Annotated in this window: 16 protein-coding genes and 2 pseudogenes; 10 read left to right on the forward strand and 8 right to left on the reverse strand. The window is 54.4% G+C overall.

Going from position 1 to position 22,297, the window contains the following annotated elements:
- Positions 1–109: 109 nt before the first annotated feature.
- Together mafA and DBY86_RS11670 are read right to left on the reverse strand one after the other, a co-directional pair.
- A pseudogene (gene mafA / locus DBY86_RS11660) lies at positions 110–1,050 on the reverse strand (adhesin MafA).
- A gap of 118 nt (positions 1,051–1,168) precedes the next feature.
- Complete coding sequence (locus DBY86_RS11670; RefSeq protein ID WP_199901103.1) at positions 1,169–2,269, reverse strand: anhydro-N-acetylmuramic acid kinase; 1,101 nt, start codon at positions 2,267–2,269, stop codon at positions 1,169–1,171.
- Positions 2,270–2,421: 152 nt separating this feature from the next.
- Here DBY86_RS11670 and DBY86_RS11675 point away from each other — a divergent pair, with 152 nt between their 5' ends.
- Positions 2,422–3,996, forward strand: a complete 1,575-nt coding sequence (locus tag DBY86_RS11675; protein WP_107820083.1) for an inorganic phosphate transporter — start codon at positions 2,422–2,424, stop codon at positions 3,994–3,996.
- A gap of 403 nt (positions 3,997–4,399) precedes the next feature.
- On the opposite strand, the gene hemN is transcribed toward DBY86_RS11675, so the two are convergent.
- Positions 4,400–5,821: an oxygen-independent coproporphyrinogen III oxidase gene (gene hemN, locus DBY86_RS11690; protein WP_107820086.1), complete on the reverse strand. Its 1,422-nt coding sequence runs from the start codon at positions 5,819–5,821 to the stop codon at positions 4,400–4,402.
- A 134-nt stretch (positions 5,822–5,955) separates the two neighbouring features.
- Between hemN and fnr the strand changes: the two genes are divergently transcribed.
- Positions 5,956–6,690 carry a fumarate/nitrate reduction transcriptional regulator Fnr gene (gene fnr / locus DBY86_RS11695; RefSeq protein WP_025456583.1) on the forward strand — a complete coding sequence of 245 codons (735 nt, stop codon included), beginning with the start codon at positions 5,956–5,958 and terminating at the stop codon, positions 6,688–6,690.
- Between the two features lie 112 nt (positions 6,691–6,802).
- On the opposite strand, the gene DBY86_RS11700 is transcribed toward fnr, so the two are convergent.
- The gene (locus DBY86_RS11700; protein WP_107820087.1) at positions 6,803–7,753 is read right to left on the reverse strand and encodes a CysB family HTH-type transcriptional regulator; all 951 of its coding nucleotides are present in this window, start codon (positions 7,751–7,753) and stop codon (positions 6,803–6,805) included.
- Positions 7,754–8,116: 363 nt separating this feature from the next.
- Here DBY86_RS11700 and DBY86_RS11710 point away from each other — a divergent pair, with 363 nt between their 5' ends.
- The 3 genes from DBY86_RS11710 to DBY86_RS11720 all read left to right on the forward strand — a co-directional run bounded on the left by DBY86_RS11710 (position 8,117) and on the right by DBY86_RS11720 (position 10,611).
- Complete coding sequence (locus tag DBY86_RS11710) at positions 8,117–8,812, forward strand: OmpA family protein (protein WP_025458266.1); 696 nt, start codon at positions 8,117–8,119, stop codon at positions 8,810–8,812.
- Between the two features lie 364 nt (positions 8,813–9,176).
- Positions 9,177–10,133, forward strand: coding sequence for a thiamine-phosphate kinase (thiL, locus tag DBY86_RS11715; protein ID WP_107820089.1), 957 nt, complete (start codon positions 9,177–9,179; stop codon positions 10,131–10,133).
- Positions 10,126–10,611, forward strand: coding sequence for a phosphatidylglycerophosphatase A family protein (locus DBY86_RS11720; RefSeq protein ID WP_107820090.1), 486 nt, complete (start codon positions 10,126–10,128; stop codon positions 10,609–10,611). Before thiL ends, DBY86_RS11720 begins: the two co-directional genes overlap by 8 nt.
- Before the next feature lie 59 nt (positions 10,612–10,670).
- Here the strand turns inward: DBY86_RS11720 and ettA are convergent, their stop codons facing one another.
- The gene (gene ettA / locus DBY86_RS11725; RefSeq protein WP_107820091.1) at positions 10,671–12,347 is read right to left on the reverse strand and encodes an energy-dependent translational throttle protein EttA; all 1,677 of its coding nucleotides are present in this window, start codon (positions 12,345–12,347) and stop codon (positions 10,671–10,673) included.
- Between the two features lie 236 nt (positions 12,348–12,583).
- Here ettA and DBY86_RS11730 point away from each other — a divergent pair, with 236 nt between their 5' ends.
- The 3 genes from DBY86_RS11730 to pgmB all read left to right on the forward strand — a co-directional run bounded on the left by DBY86_RS11730 (position 12,584) and on the right by pgmB (position 16,949).
- Positions 12,584–13,936 (forward strand): SLC45 family MFS transporter, encoded by a 1,353-nt coding sequence (locus tag DBY86_RS11730; protein WP_107820105.1) that lies wholly within the window; start codon positions 12,584–12,586, stop codon positions 13,934–13,936.
- Between the two features lie 76 nt (positions 13,937–14,012).
- Positions 14,013–16,271 carry a glycoside hydrolase family 65 protein gene (locus DBY86_RS11735; RefSeq protein WP_107820092.1) on the forward strand — a complete coding sequence of 753 codons (2,259 nt, stop codon included), beginning with the start codon at positions 14,013–14,015 and terminating at the stop codon, positions 16,269–16,271.
- 12 nt (positions 16,272–16,283) lie between these two features.
- The gene (gene pgmB, locus DBY86_RS11740) at positions 16,284–16,949 is read left to right on the forward strand and encodes a beta-phosphoglucomutase (protein ID WP_107820093.1); all 666 of its coding nucleotides are present in this window, start codon (positions 16,284–16,286) and stop codon (positions 16,947–16,949) included.
- A 331-nt stretch (positions 16,950–17,280) separates the two neighbouring features.
- On the opposite strand, the gene nadB is transcribed toward pgmB, so the two are convergent.
- From nadB to nadA, 3 genes and pseudogenes are all read right to left on the reverse strand, one after another.
- On the reverse strand, positions 17,281–18,789 hold the full coding sequence (gene nadB, locus DBY86_RS11745) for an L-aspartate oxidase (RefSeq protein ID WP_107820094.1): 1,509 nt from the start codon (positions 18,787–18,789) through the stop codon (positions 17,281–17,283).
- A gap of 33 nt (positions 18,790–18,822) precedes the next feature.
- Positions 18,823–18,933: pseudogene (locus tag DBY86_RS14180) on the reverse strand (IS5/IS1182 family transposase); the annotation flags it as partial.
- A gap of 11 nt (positions 18,934–18,944) precedes the next feature.
- Positions 18,945–20,057 (reverse strand): quinolinate synthase NadA, encoded by a 1,113-nt coding sequence (gene nadA / locus DBY86_RS11750; RefSeq protein WP_107820106.1) that lies wholly within the window; start codon positions 20,055–20,057, stop codon positions 18,945–18,947.
- Positions 20,058–20,211: 154 nt separating this feature from the next.
- Here nadA and DBY86_RS11755 point away from each other — a divergent pair, with 154 nt between their 5' ends.
- Both DBY86_RS11755 and nadC read left to right on the forward strand, forming a co-directional pair.
- The gene (locus DBY86_RS11755; RefSeq protein WP_107820095.1) at positions 20,212–21,150 is read left to right on the forward strand and encodes an NUDIX hydrolase; all 939 of its coding nucleotides are present in this window, start codon (positions 20,212–20,214) and stop codon (positions 21,148–21,150) included.
- A 228-nt stretch (positions 21,151–21,378) separates the two neighbouring features.
- Positions 21,379–22,260 (forward strand): carboxylating nicotinate-nucleotide diphosphorylase, encoded by an 882-nt coding sequence (nadC, locus tag DBY86_RS11760; RefSeq protein ID WP_107820096.1) that lies wholly within the window; start codon positions 21,379–21,381, stop codon positions 22,258–22,260.
- The last annotated feature ends 37 nt before the right edge of the window (positions 22,261–22,297 follow it).

Here is a 22,297-nt window from a genome sequence, read left to right on the forward strand (position 1 = left end):
TGAACGGGTCTTGCGCCAAGTCCGCCGCGAGGGCGGGCTGTATGAGTGCGGCCGCCGCTACGGCGCAGGCGGCAAGGAGGTTTGTCAGTCTTCGCAGCGGTTTCACGGTTTATCCTCCTTTGCGGCGGCGGATGACTTCGTTGCCGACATCGGGGTTTTTACCGTTGTTTTGTTTGAAGTCGGGACGTTTTGGGCGGTCGTGTCGCCGTAGGGGGTAATGTCGGAGAAATCGACCATCAGGCGGTCTGAGGCTTTGACGGTTTTGCCGACGCTGTAAGGTCCCATCCAGAGAGCGTATTGTTCTTGGTATTGGGATTCGTAGGCGGCGGTTTTAGGGGCAATCAGCAGTTTCCGGCTGTCGCGGTCGACGGCGAAATATTCGAGCTTGGTTTGGGCTTTAAGGGTTTCGGCGTTGTAGAGGTGTAGTTCGGTACGGCTGCGGACGGTGCCGAATACGTCGACGGTTACGAATACGTCGGTGTCGGCGTATTCGGGCGGTACGACTTCGATGCCGCGCAGGTAGAAGACGGTTTGAATGAGGTTGGTCAGGAAGGAAACGTCGCGGGGATTGGCAAGCAGGGTTTCGTTGCGGTAGTCGCCCGTGCCGTTGACGGATAGTCCGGCGGAGCGTTCGCCTTTGCGTCCGCTGTTTCTAGTCAGGGCGGCGGCGGGGGCGTTTAAGACCGATGTGGAAGTGGTTACGCTGGAGAGCGCGTCGGATTTGGTGGTGGCGGTAGTGTCGTAGGCGGGGTAGCTGTATTGGGTGGCACTTTCGGGGTTGTTGTGGTAGCCGCCGCGTATCAGTGCGTCGATAGAGTAGCGTCCGCCGCTTATGTTGCCCGAACCTTGGTCGCCCATAACGGAGACGTAAAGGGCGGCTTTGCGTCCTTTCAGGGCGGACAAATCCATTTCTTTGACGGCGGCGCGGGACGATGCGGCGACGAGTTCCTGTTCGACGGCAAAGCGTTTGCCGCCGCCGTGGGCGGGAATGCCTGTCAGTGTGCCGCAGGCGGTGAGGACGAAGGGGATGAGGAGGAGCAGGATTTTCATGGCAGGGTTTGTTTTGTTTTGAACGGGTTTGAGTGTAAGGGGATTTTAAGATTTTGTAAACAAAAGGGGCGAAAATGCCGTCTGAACGGCGGAACGGGCTTTCAGACGGCATTTGCGCTCAATAATAATATCCCGCGCCCAAAATACACGGTTTGGATGCGCCGGTTGCTTTGTGCGGACTACCGGGAATGCGATTAATCCAACACGCCGCCAACCACGCAAATGCGGCGGCCTCCACCCATTGCGGATCGAGGTTCAGTTCGGCGGTGCTGTGCAGGGAAACGCGTGTGCCGAAACATTCTGCTAAATCCGCCATTAAAACAGGATTGCGGATGCCGCCGCCGCAAATATACATTTGACGGGCATTTGCCGCTGCGTGTGAGACGGCGTCGCAAACGGTTTGCGCGGTAAAACGGGAAAGCGTCCGTAATACGTCGTATCGGTTTTCGCCGCCGCCAAGGTAGGTTTCGAGCCAATTTAGGGCAAACAGTTCGCGCCCCGTGCTTTTGGGGTAGGCTTGTGCGAAATACGGGTGGGCGAGCAGCCTGCCGAGCAGGCCCGGCAAGATGTTGCCTTGTGCCGCCTTTGCACCGTTTTTGTCGTAAGGAAGCTGCCAGTGTGCCTGCGTCCACGCGTCCATCAGCATATTGCCCGGCCCCGTGTCGAAGCCGAAGGCGGGTGCGTCGGGCGGAAGTACGCTGATGTTGGCAATCCCGCCGATGTTCAGTACCACGCGTGTTTCTTTGTCGTCGCGGAACAGGGCTTCGTGAAAGGCGGGGACGAGCGGCGCACCTTGTCCGCCGGCAGCAAGGTCGCGGCTGCGGAAGTCGCCGACGGTAAAAATCCGCGTCCGTTCCGCCAGCAGCGGTAAATCGGCAAGCTGTATGCTGTAACCGTGTTCCGGCGCGTGTCGGACGGTTTGCCCGTGGCAGCCGAGGGCGGTAATGTCGTACGGCGCGAGGTTTTGACTGCACAGCAGTTCGGCGACGGTTTGCGCATATAGGCGGCTGAGTTCTTGCGACAAAATCCTGCTGCGGTGCAGTTCGTCCGTGCCTGTGTCTTGCAAATCCAGCAATTTGCGGCGCAACCGGTCAGGGTAGGGTATAAAGGCGTGCCCTTCCGCGCCCAGCCATTTGCCGCCGTCCATACGTATCAGTACGGCATCCGCCCCGTCCATGCTGGTTCCCGACATGATGCCGATGTAAAGCTGTGTTTCCATCATCACTCCCAAACTGGTGCAAAACGCCATTTTAACGTGTATTGGCGCACCTATACCGATTTGCTGCCGCAGTGTAAATAAATGTTTCAAGACGGATTGCAAAAGGTTACAATATCCGCGAAAACCCTTCTGTGTTCACTAAGGAATCTTCCATGGCTCAAACTCAAATGAGTGCGAACTTGAAACTGATTAACGCCGTCTTTGCCGCCATGCTGGTAGGCATAGTCGGCTATTTTATCTATTGGGGTTTGGGTTATACCCACTACAATAACAGCGTGCTTTTCATCATCGCCACCATGTTCGGCGTGTTTATGGCGTTTAATGTCGGCGGCAACGATATTGCCAATTCTTTCGGCACCAGCGTCGGTTCCGGCACGCTGACCATTCCGCAGGCTTTGCTGATTGCCGCGGTATTTGAAGTCAGCGGCGCGGTCATCGCGGGCGGTGAGGTAACCGATACCATACGCAAAGGCATCGTCGATTTGAACGGTATGAACCTCGAGCCCATGCAGTTTGTGTTTATCATGATGTCTGCACTCTTGGCGGCGGCGTTGTGGCTGCTGTTCGCGTCCCACAAAGGCCTGCCGGTTTCGACGACGCACGCGATTATCGGCGGCATCGTCGGCAGTGCGTTGTGTATGGCGGTTATGAACCATGCCGACTGGGGAACGTTGATTCAGTGGGGAAAATTGGGAGAAATCGGGATATCTTGGGTGCTGTCGCCTGTTTTGGGCGGTGCGGTTTCCTATTTCCTGTTTTCCCGCGTTAAGAAAAATGTCTTAGATTACAATGCTTGGGCCGAAGGCACGCTCAAGGGCATCAAGCAGGAGAAAAAGGCGTATAAAGAACAGCACCGCCTGTTTTTCGAGGGTTTGTCCGAAGCCGAAAAAGTCGAGTACGCCACCAAAATGGCGCACGACGCGCAAATTTACGACGAGCCCGAATTCGATCCACAAGAGCTGCAATCCGAGTATTATCGGGGGCTGTATGTGTTCGACAACCGCAAAGACAATGTCGATTCTTACAAGGCGCTGCATTCGTGGGTTCCCTTCATCGCTTCGTTCGGCGCGATGATGATTTCCGCTATGCTGATTTTCAAGGGCTTGAAAAACCTACATTTGGGGATGAGCAACGTCAACAGCTTCCTGACTATCTTTATGATAGGCGCGGCGGTGTGGATGGGTACGTTTGTTTTTGCAAAAAGCCTCAAGCGTAAAGATTTGGGCAAATCGACCTTTCAGATGTTTTCATGGATGCAGGTCTTTACCGCCTGCGGTTTCGCATTCAGCCACGGGGCGAACGATATTGCCAACGCCATTGGTCCGTTTGCCGCGATTATGGATGTTTTGCGGACGAACAGCGTTGCCGCGCAAAATGCCGTTCCTCCGATTGCGATGCTGACTTTCGGTATCGCGCTGATTGTCGGTTTGTGGTTTGTCGGTAAAGAGGTGATTAAAACCGTCGGTACGAGTTTGGCGGAAATGCATCCCGCCTCGGGCTTTACCGCCGAACTGTCCGCCGCATCCGTCGTGATGGGCGCGTCGCTGATGGGGCTGCCTGTTTCCAGTACGCATATCTTGGTCGGCGCGGTACTCGGTATCGGTTTGGTCAACCGCAATGCCAACTGGAAACTGATGAAGCCCATCGGTTTGGCGTGGGTCATTACCCTGCCTGCCGCCGCCGTATTGTCGGTTGTCTGCTACTTGGTTTTACAGGCAGTATTCTGATTGTAAAATACTGATGCCGTCTGAACCCGTGTTCAGACGGCATTTTGTTGATGGAATGTGCGGGCTTGTGCCTTATGCACAATCTGTTCTGTCGGGATATGCCGTTTGGTATAGCGGATTAACAAAAACCAGTACGGCGTTGCCTCGCCTTAGCTCAAAGAGAACGATTCTCTAAGGTGCTGAAGCACCGAGTGAATCGGTTCCGTACTATTTGTACTGTCTGCGGCTTCGTCGCCTTGTCCTGATTTTTGTTAATCCGCTATATCTCGGTTTCGGAACGGTCGGATACAAAGGTGCGGAACGTTATGATATGCCGCCGCCTGTTCTTGAAAACACTTATCCTGCCGGCAGCAAAATGCCGTCTGAAAAAGCCTTTCAGACGGCATTTGTACGTTAGCCGCAATCACACCGTTTGCGAATATTTCGCTTTGGTTTCTTTATGGCGCAGGTGGTAGTCGAAGACCATGGCGATGTTGCGGATGAGGAAGCGTCCTTTCGGGGTAACGGTCAGCCCGTGGCTGTTCAGGCGCACCAATCCCAAACCGGCGAGTTTTTCCAAATCCGCCAGTTCGTCTTTGAAGTAACGGTCGAACGGGATACCGAATATGTCTTCGTAAACACGGTAGTCGAGCGCGAAGCGGCACATCAAATCCTGAATGATGCTGCGGCGCAGGATGTCATCCTGATTCAGCTGGTAGCCGCGCATGATGGGCAGTCTGCCTTCGTCGATGGCGGCATAGTAGGCATCGATGTCGCGTTCGTTTTGGGAATAGGTGTTGCCGATTTTACCGATGGACGACACGCCGATGGCGACCAAATCGCAATCCGCGTAGGTCGAATAGCCTTGGAAGTTGCGCTGGAGGAAGCCTTCTTTGAGGGCGATGGAGAGTTCGTCGTCAGGTTTGGCGAAATGGTCCATGCCGATGAAGACGTAGCCGCGCTCTGTCAGGGTTTGGACGCAGTATTGCAGCATATCGAGCTTCTCTTCGCTGTCGGGGACGGCGGCGGTATCGATGCGGCGTTGCGGTTTGAACACGTGCGGCAGGTGGGCGTAGTGGTAAAGGGCGAGGCGGTCGGGGTCGAGCGACAAAACGGTATCGATGGTGGTTTTGATGCTTTCGGAAGTCTGGTGCGGCAGACCGTAAATCAAATCGACGCTGACGGATTTGAACCCTGCCTCACGGGCGGCATCGATGACTTCTTTGGTTTCGTCGTAGCTTTGGATGCGGTTGACCGCCGCCTGCACTTTGGGGTCGAAATCCTGAATGCCGACGCTCATGCGGTTGAAGCCGAGCCTGCCGAGCATGAGGACGGTGTCGCGGCTGACTTTGCGCGGGTCGATTTCGATGGAGTATTCGCCGGACGGTATCAGTTCGAAATGTTTGCGTATCATACGGAAGACGCGTTCGATCTGTTCGTCGCTCAAAAAGGTCGGCGTGCCGCCACCGAAGTGCAGTTGGGCAAGCTGGTGCCGTCCGTTCAGATGCGGGGCTAGCAGTTCCATTTCTTTTTCAAGATATTCGATGTAGGCATCGGCACGGCTTTTGTCTTTGGTGATGATTTTGTTGCAGCCGCAGTAGTAGCAGATGGTGTTGCAGAACGGAATGTGAATGTAAAGGGAAAGCGGTTTGTTTAACGCGCCCATACCGCGCAAATGTAAAGCTTTGATATATTCGCCTTCGCGGAAACCATCGTGGAAACGGTCGGCGGTAGGGTAGGAAGTGTAGCGCGGGCCGCTGGCGGGCAGGCTGGCAATCAGTTCGCGGTCAAACTCGGGGCGGTCATCGTTTACATTGTGATTGTTCTGTATCTGAATAATTTTCATGGTGTGTGTGCGGTTTTATGATGTTAGTCAAATTTTGGATAGTTTGGTAGAATGCCACAGTATGATAAACCTGTCTTGATATGTGTCAACAAGCACATAATCGGGATGGGGCAAAACACACGAAAAGGTACGGTATGGCTTCGCATAATACTACACATCAGATGAAAACCTTGTGTTCTTCCTGTTCTTTGCGGGAACTTTGTCTGCCTGTCGGATTGCTGCCCAACGAGTTCAGCCAACTCGATGCCGTCATCCGCCAAAGCCGCCGCCTGAAAAAAGGCGAATACCTGTTCCGTGCCGGCGAAGCCTTTACCTCGCTCTTTGCCATCCGTTCGGGCTTCTTCAAAACAACCGTCGCCAGTCAGGACGGCCGCGATCAGGTAACGGGTTTCTTTATGTCGGGCGAACTCATCGGCATGGACGGCATCTGTTCCCATGTGCACAGTTGCGATGCGGTCGCCTTGGAAGACAGCGAGGTATGCGAGCTGCCGTTTACCCACATCGAAGAACTGGGGCAGAACATCCCCAGCCTGCGTACCCACTTTTTCCGCATGATGAGCCGCGAAATTGTGCGCGATCAGGGCGTGATGTTGCTTTTGGGTAATATGCGTGCAGAAGAGAGGATTGCCGCCTTCCTGCTGAACCTTTCCCAAAGGCTCTACTCGCGCGGTTTCGCCGCCAACGACTTCATCTTAAGAATGTCCCGCGAAGAAATCGGCAGCTATCTCGGGCTGAAACTCGAAACCGTCAGCCGCACATTGTCCAAGTTCCATCAGGAAGGATTGATTTCCGTCGAACACAAACACATCAAGATTCTCAATCTGCAAGTGCTGAAAAAAATGGTATCCGGTTGTTCGCACGCCATTTGATTAACCTGTACGAGCATTTCAGACGGCATTCTCAATAAACACAGGGCAGACGAAAACATCTGCCCTGTTTGTTTTATCTGCCGCAAAATGCCGTCTGAAAACCGGCAGCCGCCTAAATCGAAAAATCCTCGCTGATGGGCGTGTACAGAATCCTGTCCACCTTCTCGCGTGTCAGGTGCGGCGCAAACGCTTGGATAAAGTCGTAGGCATATCCGCGCAAATAAGTATCGCTGCGCAAAGCAATCCACGTCGGCGACGGCTCGAACAGGTGTGCCGCATCCACAAGCTGCAAATCCCCATCCGTATCCGGGTTGTAGGCCATCTTTGCCATCAATCCCACACCCAAACCCAAGCGTACGTAAGTTTTTAATACGTCCGTATCCGCCGCCGCCAATGCGACATCCGGCCGTTCCAAACAGGCTTTGGCGAATGCCCGCGCGATGCTGCTGCCCGCATTGAATGCAAATTCATAAGTAATCAGCGGAAACCTCGCCAAATCTTCAATGCGGAGGGGATTCCTGCATTCGAGCAGCGGATGGTCGTTCGGCACAATCACCGCGTGTGTCCAGTCGTAGCAGGAAAGTCTTCCCAATTCGGGGTGGTCGTCTATCCGTTCCGTAACAATCGCCAAATCCGCCTCGCCGGAGGTAACCATACGTGCGATGGCGGCAGGGCTTCCCTGTTTGATGGTCAGATTGACTTTCGGATAGCGTTTCACAAAATCGGCAACAATCAAGGGCAGGGCATAGCGTGCCTGAGTATGCGTCGTGGCAACCGTCAGCGAGCCGCTGTCGTGTCCGGTAAACTCGCTGCCGATATTTTTAATGTTCTGAACATCGCGCAAAATACGTTCCGCAATATCCAAAACCACCTTGCCCGGCTGCGAGACCGAAACCACGCGCTTGCCGCTGCGGATAAAAATCTGAATGCCGATTTCTTCTTCCAGCAATTTGATTTGTTTGGAGATGCCGGGTTGTGATGTGAATAAGGCCTCGGCCGCTTCGGAAACGTTCAGGTTGTGCCGGTAAACTTCTAAGGCGTATTTCAATTGTTGTAATTTCATGGCGGGTCGGTGTGGATCTGTGTCGGGTGGCTGAACATTGTTTATAATTTATCATATTTTCTTGCCGGTACGGTATGGGGCTTTGCCGTTGTGTTTGTTGTTTTTGTGCAACGGCAATCGTGCGATATGGAAAAAATCCCCCTAAAGTAATGACACGGAATTGATTTTTCGGCATGATAGACGATTAGGAAACAGGCTGTTTTACGGTTGTTTTCAGGCGTTGAGTATTGACAGTCCGCCCCCTGCTTCTTTATAGTGGAGACTGAAATATCCGATTTGCCGCCATGTTTCTACAGCGGCCTGTATGTTGGCAATTCAGCAGTTGCTCCTGTATCTGCTGTACAAATTTAATGAGGGAATAAAATGACCAAACAGCTGAAATTAAGCGCATTATTCGTTGCATTGCTCGCTTCCGGCACTGCTATGGCGAGCGAAGCCCATATCCACGGTTATACCGTGAGTGGCCAATCACAAGAAGTCGTACGCAACAACTACGGCGAATGCTGGAAAAACACCTACTTCGACAAAGCGACCCAAGGTCGCGTAGAGTGCGGCGATGCAGTTGAACCGGCTCCTGTTGCTGTTGTAGAGCAGGCTCCGCAATATGTTGACGAAACCGTTTCCCTGTCTGCCAAAACCCTGTTCGGTTTCGACAAAGACGTACTGCGTGCCGAAGCCCAAGACAACCTGAAGGTATTGGCGCAACGCCTGGGTCAAACCAACGTACAATCCGTACGTGTTGAAGGTCATACCGACTTCATGGGTTCTGAAAAATACAACCAGGCCCTGTCCGAACGCCGCGCCAACGTAGTGGCAAACTACTTGGTCAGCAACGGTGTGCCTGCCTCTAAAACTTCTGCTGTCGGCTTGGGCGAATCTCAAGCGCAAATGACTCAAGTTTGTGAAGCTGAAGTTGCCAAACTGGGTGCAAAAGCCTCTAAAGCCAAGAAACGTGAGGCTCTGATTGCATGTATCGAACCTGACCGCCGTGTTGACGTGAAAATCCGCAGCATCGTAACCCGTCAGGTTGCTCCGGCTCATGTTCACACCCAACAATAAGCTTTAAAAGCATCTTGCCGATGGGTAGGGTTGGATTCCTCTTTTGTATAAGAGAAGAGGTTTATGTATCAAACTTTAATCGGTTCTGATGAAACAAAACAAACCCCGCTTTTGCGGGGTTTGTTTTTAGGATGCTTGCGGAAACGGTTATTGTCAGAATATGGGGTAGGGTTTATGCTTCATCAAAATCTTCCTGGTGCTTGAAACTCCGGTTTTGAAGGCGATAGAATTTGGATTTGTTTGTGAGGGAACAAACTCTCTCAAATCAGTGCTGTACGCGGTGCTGCGTTTTATGTGCGGTACTGCGTAAAATACAGCAGATCAATAAAAATCAACATGGCGGTGCGTTCGGACATTTTGCGACATGAAAGAATTCGACTTCATCAAACGGTATTTGCAAACAGGCACGGATAAGGATGTCGTATTGGGTATAGGCGACGATGCGGCGATTGTCCGCCCGCGTGAAGGCTTCGATTTGTGTTTCAGTGCGGATATGCTTTTGAAGGACAGGCATTTTTTTGCAGATGTCAAACCTGAAGACTTGGCTTGGAAGGTTTTGGCCGTCAATATTTCAGATATGGCGGCGATGGGCGCGATACCGCGTTGGGTGCTGCTGAGCGCGGCGTTGCCAGAATTGGATGAGGTATGGCTGAAACGGTTTTGCGGCAGCTTTTTCGGTTTGGCAAAAAAGTTTGGCATCACCTTAATCGGCGGCGATACGACCAAGGGCGATATGGCGTTCAATGTAACCATTGTCGGCGAGTTGCCGAAGGATAGGGCGTTGCGGCGTGATGCGGCGGTTGCGGGCGACGATATTTGGGTGTCGGGGCGTGTCGGTATGGCAGCGGCGGCTTTGAACTGCCGTCTGAAACAGTGTGTTTTGCCTGACGATGTATTTGCCGTGTGCGAACAGAAGTTGCTCCGTCCTGAACCAAGGGTTGGGCTGGGGCTTGCGCTGTTGCCGTTTGCCGGGGCGGCGCAGGATGTTTCAGACGGCCTCGCGCAAGATTTGGGGCATATCCTGACCGCTTCCGGCGTGGGGGCGGAAATTTGGGCCGATTCGCTGCCGTCTTTATCTGCATTGAAAGATATTTTGCCCCGAGCGCAATGGCTGTCTTATACTTTGGCGGGCGGCGACGATTACGAGCTGGTTTTTACCGCGCCGGAAAGTTGCCGCAGCCGTGTGCTTGATGCAGCGGAACGGTGCGGCGTACCGGTAACGCGCATCGGCAAAATCAACGGAGGATGCCGTCTGAAGGTTTTAGATGCCGGCGGCAGGGAATTGGAACTACATTCTTTAGGATTCGATCATTTTGGCTGATTTTAAACCTGATTGGGCGTGGCTGCGGCAGCGTCCCTTGTGTTTTTTGGCATTCGGTTTCGGCAGCGGGCTGGCTCCGTTCGCGCCGGGTACATTCGGCACTTTGGCGGCATTGCCTTTGGCGTTTGTGCTGATTTTGCTCGGCATAGACGGGCTGCTGCTGGCTTTTTTGTGTATCGTGCTGTTTATGTGGGGCATACGCATTTGCGCTTATGCGGAACGTGAAACGGGTGTCAGCGACCACGGTGGGATTGTTTGGGACGAGATTGTCGCCATGCTGTTTGTGCTGGCGTTTGTGCCGTTCAGGTGGACGTGGTGGCTGGCGGCATTTGTTCTGTTCCGTCTGTTTGACGCGCTCAAACCGCCTCCCGTCGGTTGGTTTGACAAGAATCTGCACGGCGGTTTGGGCATTATGGCGGACGATATGGCGGCTGCGGTGATGACCTTGATTGTCTTGAGGATTGCAATGCTGTTTTAAACGGGGCTGCCTTGTAAAAATGCCGTCTGAAAGCCTTTCAGACGGCATTGTTTCGGAGGTTAACGCGTTACTGGTTTGTATTTGATGCGTTTCGGTTTCGCGCCTTCTTCACCCAAACGGCGTTTCTTATCGGCTTCGTATTCCTGATAGTTGCCGTCGAAGAACACCCATTTGGAGTTGCCTTCACACGCCAAGATATGCGTGGCGATGCGGTCGAGGAACCAGCGGTCGTGCGAAATCACCATCACGCTGCCGGCAAATTCCAGCAATGCGTCTTCCAGTGCGCGCAGGGTTTCTACGTCGAGGTCGTTGGACGGTTCGTCCAGCAGCAACACATTGCCGCCGCCCAACAAGGTTTTTGCCAAGTGTAAACGTCCGCGTTCGCCGCCGGAAAGCTGCCCCGCGATTTTGCTTTGGTCGCTGCCTTTAAAGTTGAAGCGTCCCAAATATTGGCGGGCGGGAATTTCAAACTGCCCAACCTGCAAAATGTCGCGGCCTTCGGCGATGTTGTCGAACACGGTTTTGTCGTTTTGCAAACCTTCACGGCTTTGGTCAATCAGGCTCATTTTCACGGTTCGGCCGATTTTCACTTCACCCGAATCGGGCTGCTCTTTGCCCGCAATCATTTTGAACAGCGTCGATTTACCCGCGCCGTTCGGACCGATGATGCCGACAATCGCGCCCGCAGGCACTTTGAAGCTCAAATCGTCAATCAGCACTTTATCGCCGAACGATTTGGAAACATTCACAAATTCAATTACTTCGTTACCCAAACGCTCGGCAACGGGAATAAAGATTTCCTGCGTTTCATTGCGTTTTTGGTATTCGTAGTTGCTCATTTCCTCAAAACGCGCCAAACGCGCTTTGGACTTGGCTTGGCGGCCTTTGGCATTCTGGCGCACCCATTCCAATTCCTGCTTCATCGCTTTCACGCGTGCAGCTTCAGACTTTGCCTCGTTTTCCAAGCGTTTTTCTTTCTGCTCCAGCCAAGACGAGTAATTGCCTTTCCACGGAATACCGTGTCCGCGGTCGAGTTCCAAAATCCATTCGGCTGCGTTGTCGAGGAAGTAGCGGTCGTGCGTTACCGCAACGACTGTACCGGGGAAGCGCACGAGGAATTGCTCCAGCCATTCGACCGATTCCGCGTCCAAGTGGTTGGTCGGCTCGTCCAGCAGCAGCATATCGGGTTTGCTCAACAAGAGTTTGCACAAAGCCACACGGCGTTTTTCACCGCCGGACAGATTGCCGATTTTGGCATCCCAATCAGGCAGGCGCAGCGCGTCGGCAGCGATTTCCAATTCGTGTTCCGCACCGCCGCCCGTGGACGAACCGGCCGCAATAATCGCTTCCAAACGGCCCTGTTCTTCCGCCAATGCGTCAAAATCCGCATCGGGATTGGCGTACTCGGCATACACTTCTTCCAAACGTTTCTGCGCCGCCGCTACTTCGCCTAAACCGCTTTCCACTTCCTCGCGCACAGTTTTCTCAGGATCAAGCTCAGGCTCTTGCGGCAGGTAGCCGATTTTAATGCCGCCCATCGGCACGGCTTCGCCCTCAAATTCCTTATCCACGCCCGCCATAATCCGCAAAACGGTGGACTTGCCCGCGCCGTTCAAACCGAGCAAACCGATTTTCGCGCCGGGGAAAAATGAAAGGGAAATGTCTTTAATAATGGTTTTCTGCGGCGGCACAACCTTGCTCACGCGCAGCATAGAATAGACGTATTGTTGGGACATGGTTTTTCTCGATTCGGTCAAACAAATTTCAGACGGCCATTTTAACCGATAATTTGATTTAAGCCAGTTTATCCGCGAACCGATATTGCCAAAATCGGGCAGGATTCATAAAATCCGCCTATCTCTTTGAAATTAGACAAACAAAAAAAATAATAATGATAGAGGGTTGCCGCACCGGTAACCATTTCGGATTTTCCAAAGCAAATACTTTTCAAATCAAAAAAAGGATTTACCTTATGTCGGAATATACGCCTCAAACAGCAAAACAAGGTTTGCCCTCACTGGCAAAAAGCACGATTTGGATGTTGAGCTTCGGCTATCTCGGCGTTCAGACGGCCTTTACCCTGCAAAGCTCGCAAATGAGCCGAATTTTTCAAACACTAGGCGCAGACCCGCACAATTTAGGCTGGTTTTTCATCCTGCCGCCGCTGGCCGGCATGCTGGTTCAGCCGATTGTGGGCTACTACTCAGACCGCACTTGGATGCCGCGCTTGGGCGGCCGCCGCCTGCCCTATCTGCTTTACGGCACGCTGATTGCGGTTATCGTGATGATTCTGATGCCGAACTCGGGCAGCTTCGGTTTTGGCTACGCTTCTTTGGCGGCTTTGTCGTTTGGCGCGCTGATGATTGCGCTGTTGGACGTGTCGTCGAATATGGCGATGCAGCCGTTTAAGATGATGGTCGGCGACATGGTCAACGAGGAGCAGAAAAGCTACGCCTACGGGATTCAAAGTTTCTTAGCGAATACGGGCGCGGTTGTGGCGGCGATTCTGCCGTTTGTGTTCGCGTATATCGGTTTGGCGAACACGGCCGAAAAAGGCGTTGTGCCGCAGACCGTGGTCGTAGCATTCTATGTGGGCGCGGCGTTACTGATTATTACCAGTGCGTTCACGATTTTCAAAGTCAAAGAATACGATCCGGAAACCTACGCCCGCTATCACGGCATCGATGTCGCTGTGAATCAGGAAAAAGCCAACTGGTTCGAACTTTTGAAAACCGCGCCTAAAGCGTTTTGGACGGTTACTTTGGTACAATTCTTCTGCTGGTTTGCTTTCCAATATATGTGGACTTATTCGGCAGGCGCGATTGCAGAAAACGTTTGGCAAACAACCGATGCCTCTTCCGTAGGCTATCAGGAAGCAGGCAACTGGTACGGCGTTTTGGCGGCGGTACAATCCATTGCTGCCGTTATCTGCTCGTTTATTCTGGCAAAAGTACCGAATAAATACCATAAGGCGGGTTATTTCGGCTGTTTGGCTTTGGGCGCGCTCGGCTTTTTTTCCGTTTTCTTCATCGGCAACCAATACGCGCTGGTGTTGTCTTATACCTTAATCGGCATTGCGTGGGCAGGCATCATTACCTATCCGCTGACGATTGTGACCAATGCCCTCTCAGGCAAACACATGGGTACTTATTTGGGTCTGTTCAACGGCTCTATCTGTATGCCTCAAATCGTCGCTTCGCTGCTGAGTTTCGTCCTCTTCCCTATGCTGGGCAGCCATCAGGCAACCATGTTCTTGGTTGCCGGCGCAGTCTTGCTGATGGGGGCTTTCTCAGTATGCCTGATTAAAGAGACCCACGGCGAATAATCCGTTTCAACACCATCGGCAAAGGCCGTCTGAAACCTTTGCCGATCTGACAATTTTAATAACAGGAGCTTCATAAATGTACACGAGAATCATGGAAGTCAGCCCTTGGACGCTGCGTTCGGCAAAACTGGAAAAAGAACACAAACGGCTGCAAGAGAGCCTGACCAGCTTGGGCAACGGCTATATGGGTATGCGCGGCAGCTTTGAAGAAACCTACTCCGCCGACAGCCACTTGGGCACCTACATCGCCGGCGTGTGGTTCCCCGACAAAACCCGCGTCGGCTGGTGGAAAAACGGCTACCCCAAATATTTCGGCAAAGCCATCAACGCGCTCAATTTCAGCAAAGTCAAAATCTTTGTCGATGGGCAGGAAGTGGACTTGGCGAAAAACGACGTTGCCGGCTTCTCCGTCGAACTCGATATGCAGCACGGCGTGTTGCGCCGCTCGTTCACCGTATTCGGCGTGCGTTTCGATGTGTGCAAATTCCTGTCCGTCGCGCAAAAAGAGCTGGCTCTCATCCGCTGGGAAGCCGTATCCGTTGACGGCAAAACCCACCAAGTCCGCATCGATTCCATCATCGACGCCGACGTGAAAAACGAAGACTCCAACTACGAAGAAAAATTCTGGCAGGTATTGGACAAAGGCGTTTCAGACGGCCTCTCCTACATTGCCGCCCAAACCGTCGCCAATCCTTTCGGCGTGGAACAATTCATCGTCAACGCCGAGCAAACTTTCGCCGGCAGCTTCAAAGCCCTCGGCGGCAGCCAAACCGACTGGCAGGTTTCCAATTCTTTTGAAGCCGAAGTCGGCAGTACGCCCGAAACCTTTGAAAAACGCGTGATTGTTACCACCAGCCGCGATTATCAGGGCTTGGAAGCAGTGAAAACCGCCGGCCGCGCCTTGTCGGAAAAAATCGCAGGCGTTGCGTTTGAAACCTTACTGGACGCACACAAAGCAGGCTGGCTGCACCGTTGGGAAATCGCCGACGTGGTTATCGAAGGCAGCGACGAAGCGCAGCAGGGCATCCGCTTCAACCTGTTCCAACTGTTCTCCACCTACTACGGCGAAGACGCGCGCCTGAACATCGGTCCCAAAGGCTTTACCGGCGAAAAATACGGCGGCGCGACCTATTGGGATACCGAAGCCTACGCCGTACCGCTCTACCTCGCACTGGCGGAGCCCGAAGTTACCCGCAACCTGCTGCAATACCGCCGCAACCAACTGCCGCAGGCGCAGCACAACGCGCGCGAACAGGGTTTGGCGGGCGCACTCTATCCGATGGTAACGTTTACAGGCATCGAATGCCACAACGAATGGGAAATCACCTTCGAGGAAATCCACCGCAACGGCGCGATTCCTTACGCCATCTACAACTACACCAACTACACCGGCGATGAAAGCTATCTTGCCAAAGAAGGCTTGGAAGTCTTGGTCGAAGTGTCCCGCTTCTGGGCGGACCGCGTCCACTTCTCCAAACGCAACGGCAAATACATGATTCACGGCGTAACCGGCCCGAACGAATACGAAAACAACATCAACAACAACTGGTACACCAACACCCTCGCCGCATGGGTATTGGACTACACCCGCGAAGCCCTGGCGAAATACCCGCGTCCGGATTTGAACGTGAGTGCCGCCGAGTTGGAAAAATGGGCGGACATCAGCGCGAATATGTACCGTCCGCATGACGGAGAACTCGGCGTATTCGTGCAGCACGACGGCTTCCTCGACAAAGACATCCGCCCCGTGTCCGCGCTTTCGCCCGACGATTTGCCGCTCAACCAGAAATGGTCGTGGGACAAAATCCTGCGTTCGCCCTTCATCAAACAGGCGGACGTATTGCAAGGCATCTACTTCTTCGGCGACCGTTTCAATATGGACGAAAAACGCCGCAACTTCGACTTCTACGAACCGATGACCGTGCACGAAAGCTCGCTGTCGCCTTGTATCCACGCCATCCTTGCCGCCGAACTGGGCAAAGAAGAAAAAGCCGTGGAAATGTACCAGCGCACCGCCCGACTGGACTTGGACAACTACAACAACGACACCGAAGACGGCCTGCACATCACCTCCATGACCGGCTCGTGGCTCGCCATCGTCCAAGGTTTCGCACAAATGAAAACTTGGGGCGGCAAACTCAGCTTCGCCCCGTTCCTGCCGAGTGCGTGGACAGGCTACGCCTTCCACATCAACTACCGAGGCCGTCTGATTAAAGTTGCCGTCGGCAAAGAAAACGTCGTCTTCACCCTGCTCAAAGGCGAGCCGCTCGATTTGCAGGTGTACGGCAAAGACATCACGCTTAACGGCAGCCACACCGTCGCGTTGGAAAAATAAGGAGGGCGCAAAATGACTTTTACCGCAGTCCTGTTTGACCTCGACGGCGTCATCACCGACACCGCCGAATACCACTACCGCGCATGGAAAAAGCTTGCCGAAGAACTGGGCATCAGCATCGACCGCAAGTTTAACGAGCAGCTCAAAGGCGTGTCGCGTGACGATTCGCTCAAACGCATCCTCGCGCACGGCGGCAAAACCGTCAGCGAAGCCGAGTTCGCCGAACTGACCCGCCGCAAAAACGACAACTACGTCGAGATGATTCAGGCAGTCAAACCCGAAGACGTGTACCCCGGCATTTTGCCGCTGCTGGAAGCATTGAGGGCAAACGGTAAAAAAATCGCCCTCGCGTCTGCCAGTAAAAACGGTCCGTTCTTACTGGAACGCATGGGGCTGACCCACTTCTTCGACGCCGTCGCCGACCCTGCAGCCGTCGCGCATTCCAAACCCGCCCCCGACATCTTCCTCGCCGCCGCTGAGGGCGTGGGCGCGGACATCCGCCAATGCATCGGCATTGAAGACGCCGCCGCCGGCGTCGCCGCCATCAAAGCCGCCGGCGCCTTGCCCATCGGCGTGGGCAAAGCTGAAGATTTGGGCAGCGACATCGCGCTGGTGTCCGACACCGCCGAGCTGACCTACGCCTACCTGCAAAACGTGTGGAAACAGTCGGGCAGGTAAAACGCGTCAGTAAAGTGTCAAGGAAGTAAAAAGGTCGTCTGAACAGTGTTTCAGACGGCCTTTCTGCTTTTATAGTGGATTAACAAAAACCAGTACGGCGTTACCTCGCCTTAGCTCAAAGAGAACGATTCTCTAAGGTGCTGAAGCACCAAGTGAATCGGTTCCGTACTATTTGTACTGTCTGCGGCTTCGTTGCCTTGTCCTGATTTTTGTTAATCCACTATAGAATAGATTGATAACCCAACTTACGCAACCATAAAAACTGAATGCCAATCTCTTAACCATGCTATTCAAATTTATTTGAACGATTTTTTTTTCTAACCAGTCAACCTTAACAATCACTATTAAAATGCGCGCCGATGTTCTGTCTCCGCCTGTATGCGGCTTGGGCGACGGCGAGGCTGCATTCGAGTAGGTTGCGGTTTTCGTATTCGGACGCGGTGTGCGGTTCGGCTTGATTTTGCTTCCAAAGCCGCAGTTGGTCGATGGCGCGGCGCAGGCCGGTATCGTTGCGGAGAATGCCCAGATGGCGTTGGTTGAACGCTTGCAGGGTGGGGCGGCTGAATGCGCTTTGGATGCCGTCTGAAAAGATGCCTGCTTCGGCGGAGGGGTTTTCAGACGGCCTTGGAGACGTTTCGGTTTGGAATGTTTGTCCGTCTGCGATGGCTTGGGCGGCAAGTCTGGCGGTCACGACGCATTCGAGCAGGGAGTTGCTGGCGAGGCGGTTGGCTCCGTGCAAGCCGGTGCAGGCGGTTTCGCCTAAGGCGTAGAGCTGCAGCAGGGAGGTTCTGCCGCAGGGGTCAGTTTGGATGCCGCCGCAGGTGTAGTGTTGCACAGGGCGGACGGGGATAGCTTGGCGCGTGATGTCCAAGCCGCATTGGGATAAACAGTGTCGATGGATGGACGGGAAATGCCGGCGGACGAACTCTGCGGGTTGGCGGCTGATGTCGAGCGAGACGAAGTCTTGCGTTTGTTTGGCGATTTCGGCGGCAATGGCGCGGGCAACGATGTCGCGCGGCGCGAGTTCGGCGCGGCGGTCGTAATGCGGCATAAACCGTTCGCCCGCTTGGTTGGTCAGGATGCCACCTTCGCCGCGCACGGCTTCGGAAATCAGGAAGGTGCGGCCGTTTTCAGACGGCCTTGCCAAGCCTGTGGGGTGGAATTGGATAAATTCGAGGTTTTCGACTGCGCAGCCTGCGCGTATCGCCATAGCGATGGCGTCACCCGTGCATTCGGGCGGCGTGGTGGTGGCGACGTAAATCTGTCCCAAGCCGCCGCCTGCGAGTACGGTATGGCGGGCGCAGATGCGGTAGGTTTCTTGCGTTCGGCGGTCGAGGACGGTCAGTCCGCACGCTGCGCCTGATTCGGTTTGGATGTCCAACGCCATCTGCCGCTCGCAAACGCGGATGTTCGGGCGGCGGCGTATTTGGGCAATCAGGCTCTGCATGACGGCTTCGCCCGTGTAGTCGGCGACGTGGGCGATTCGGCGGCAGGTATGCCCGCCTTCGCGCGTCAGGTGCAGGCCGTTATTATTTTGGTCGAACGCCACACCCTGCGCCAGCAGCCATTCGATTGCCGGTTTGCCCTGCGACAGGATGGTGCGGACGGCGGCTTCGTCGCACAAACCCGCGCCCGCTTCCAAAGTATCGGCAACATGTTTTCCGATGTCGTCCTCTCCCGACCACGCCGCCGCAATCCCGCCTTGCGCATGACGGCTGGCGGTGTCGTCCAGCCGGTTTTTGCACAAAATGACGATGCGGAACGATTCAGGCAGCGACAGGGCGAGCGTCAGTGCCGCCAGCCCGTTTCCGGCAATCAATACGTCGCAATCGGTTTGCATGGTGTTTCCTTGTTTGAGGGGTCGTCTGAAACGGTATAGTGGATTAAATTTAAACCAGTACGGCGTTGCCTCGCCTTGCCGTACTATTTGTACTGTCTGCGGCTTCGTCGCCTTGTCCTGATTTAAATTTAATCCACTATAATATGGACGGCAAATCAGGCGGGGCCCATGCCGTTGAACACATCTTTTTTCTTCAGCCCTGCCGCAAAGTCGAGCATACGCTGCAAAGGCAGTTTGGCGGCTTCGCCCAGTTTTCTGTCCAACAGGATTTCGTTGTGTCCGCTTGTCAGGGCGTATTTGATGCCGCCCAGCGAATTCATCGCCATCCACGGGCAGAACGCGCAGCTTTTGCAGCTTCCGCCATTGCCCGCCGTCGGGGCGGCGATAAATTCTTTTTCGGGCGCCTGCTTTTGCATTTCGTGCAGGATGCCCAAATCGGTTGCCACGATGAATTTTTTTTCGGGACGCGATACGGCGGCTTTCAGCAGTTTGCTGGTCGAGCCGACCACGTCGCCCAGTTCAATGACGCTTTGCGGCGATTCGGGATGAACCAGCACCACCGCATCGGGGTGTTCCGTCTTCAACGCCGCCAATTCCTGCCCTTTAAATTCGTTGTGGACGATGCACGAACCCTGCCACAACAGCATATCCGCGCCCGTTTCGCGGCGGATGTAGTCGCCGAGGTGGCGGTCGGGTCCCCAAATCAGCTTCTCGCCGCGCGATTTCAAATACGACACGATTTCCAACGCCACCGAAGACGTGACCACCCAGTCGGCACGCGCTTTCACGGCGGCGGAAGTGTTGGCGTACACTACCACCGTGCGGTCGGGGTGTTGGTCGCAAAACGCCGAAAACGCCTCTTCCGGGCAACCCAAATCCAAAGAACATTCCGCTTCCAAATCAGGCATCAGCACCGTTTTTTCAGGGCAGAGGATTTTCGCGCTCTCGCCCATGAAGCGCACACCCGCCACCACCAGCGTACTGGCTTCGTGTTCCGCGCCGAAGCGTGCCATCTCCAACGAATCGCCCACGCATCCGCCTGTTTCCAAAGCCAAATCCTGAATCAGCGGATCGACGTAATAATGCGCCACCAAGACCGCGTTTTTCTCCTTCAACAAAGCCTTGATTTCGTCTTTCAGACGGCCTGCCGTCTCGCGGTCGGGCGTGTCGGCAACCTTAGCCCACGCCTGACGGATTTGGCAGGCGGAAGTCGGCGTCTGGATAAGGGGCATATCGTAGTCGAACGAGCGGCGGGCGGCGGTTTGCATGATGTTTCCTTGTGGCTGTTTTTCAGACGGCATAAAGGTTTGCCGTCTATGTTTCAAATAGTTTTATATTATGCTCAACTTGAGTATAATATGCAAGGTCGTCTGAAAACCGCTTTGGTTTACAATAAGGTTTTCTCTTAAATGAAAGCCACGCATGGATGCCTATCCTGAAACAGCAGCCAATACGCAAAGTATCGTCGAACTGGTTCCTGTACTGATCGCCATTACAAACGGCAGCTTGAGGGTTTTGACCGTTGCCCAAGGAGCGCTGCTGCCCAACGGCCTGCTTGCTCCGCTTCGCCACTCCTTGCAGGCAGGGGTCAGGATGTGGGTCGCCAAGCAGACTTCGCAGCCTATGGGCTATGTGGAACAGCTTTACACCTTTGTCGATACCCACCGCCGCAACGAACACGGCATGCCTGTCTTGTACGTCAGCTATTTGGGACTGGTGCGCGAGGCAGCCGACAGCATCCTGCATCCTGACGCGAAATGGCAGGACTGCTACGGCTATTTCCCGTGGGAAGACTTGCGCACCGACGGCGGACAGCGCGATGCCGTCGTCAGCCGCCTGCGCATTTGGGCAAACTCGGCGGACACGGAGGAAGTCCGCCAAAAGCGGCTCAAGCGCATTCATTTGTGTTGGGGCGTCGAACCGGAAAACTGGTCGGAAGAATACGTTTTGCAACGCTATGAAATGCTGTATGAAAGCGGCCTGATAGCGGAAGCCGCCGAGCCGCAGGCAAACTTCGACTTCGCGCTCACGGGGCAGCCCATGCGCCACGACCACCGCCGCGTACTGGCGACCGCCCTGTCCCGCCTGCGCGCCAAAATCAAATACCTCCCCGTGATTTTCGAGCTGATGCCGCCCGAATTCACGCTGCTGCAACTGCAAAACAGCGTCGAAGCCATCAGCGGCAGATTGCTGCACAAGCAAAACTTCCGCCGCCAGATTCAGCAGCAAAACCTCATCGAGCCGTCGGATACCGGCGTATCGGGCAGCAAAGGCCGTCCCGCACAGCTTTACCGCTTCCGCGACGACGTCCTGCCCGACAGGCTGATTTCAGACATCGGACTGCCGCTGGGCAGCCGTTAGCCCATTTTCAGACGACCTATAGTGGATTAACAAAAATCAGGACAAGGCGACGAAGCCGCAGATAGTACAGATAGTACGGAACCGATTCACTTGGTGCTTGAGCACCTTAGAGAATCGTTCTCTTTGAGCTAAGGCGAGGCAACGCCGTACTGGTTTTTGTTAATCCACTATAAAATGAAGTTTTGTCCCATCGGTGCAACATTAATCTTTTTCAACAAAGGAAACCCCATGCCGTCTGAAAACACCCTCTTTCCCCTGTCCGACACCCTGTTGCGCCCCATGGTGGAACAAGCCTTGAGCGAAGACTTGGGCAGGCGCGGCGACATTACGTCCGCCGCCGTCATCGCGCCCGATAAAACCGCCAAACTCTTCCTCGTCAGCCGCGAAGACGGTGTTATCGCCGGTATGGACTTGGCGCGCCTCGCCTTTCAGACGATGAATCCGTCCGTCCGTTTCCAAGCCGAAATCCAAGACGGACAAGCCGTCCGCTCAGGTCAGACGCTGGCCGCCGTCGAAGGCAACGCCCGCGCGCTGCTCGCCGCCGAACGCACCGCGCTCAACTACCTCACGCACTTAAGCGGCATTGCCACCGCCACCGCGCGTGCCGTTGTCGAAGTTGCCGAATACGGTACAGACATCGTGTGCAGCCGCAAAACCATCCCCCTGCTGCGCGTCCTGCAAAAATACGCCGTCAGGGCAGGCGGCGGCGTGAACCACCGCATGGGTTTGGACGACGCCGTACTCATCAAAGACAACCACCTCGCCTATTGCGGCAGCATCGCCCAAGCAGTTCGTCAGGCAAAACAGGCAGTCGGACCGTTGACCTGCGTGGAAATCGAAGTGGACACGTTGGCACAACTGGACGAAGCCATCGCAGCGGGCGCGGAACGGATTTTGCTGGACAACATGGACGACGAAACCCTGGAAGAAGCGGCAAACCGCTGCCACACGCAAACCGCACACCCCCACACCGTCTATTGCGAAGCATCGGGTGGCATCGGCTTCGACCGACTGAAGCGCGTGGCACAAACCGGCGTGGACGGCATCGCCCTCGGCTATCTGACCCACAGCAGCCGTTCGTTGGACATAGGATTGGATTTCGTGGCATGAGGTTTAGGGTGCAGGCGGCTGTCTGATATGTCAGGCA

Source organism: Neisseria bergeri (assembly GCA_003044455.1).
Taxonomy (GTDB): domain Bacteria; phylum Pseudomonadota; class Gammaproteobacteria; order Burkholderiales; family Neisseriaceae; genus Neisseria; species Neisseria bergeri.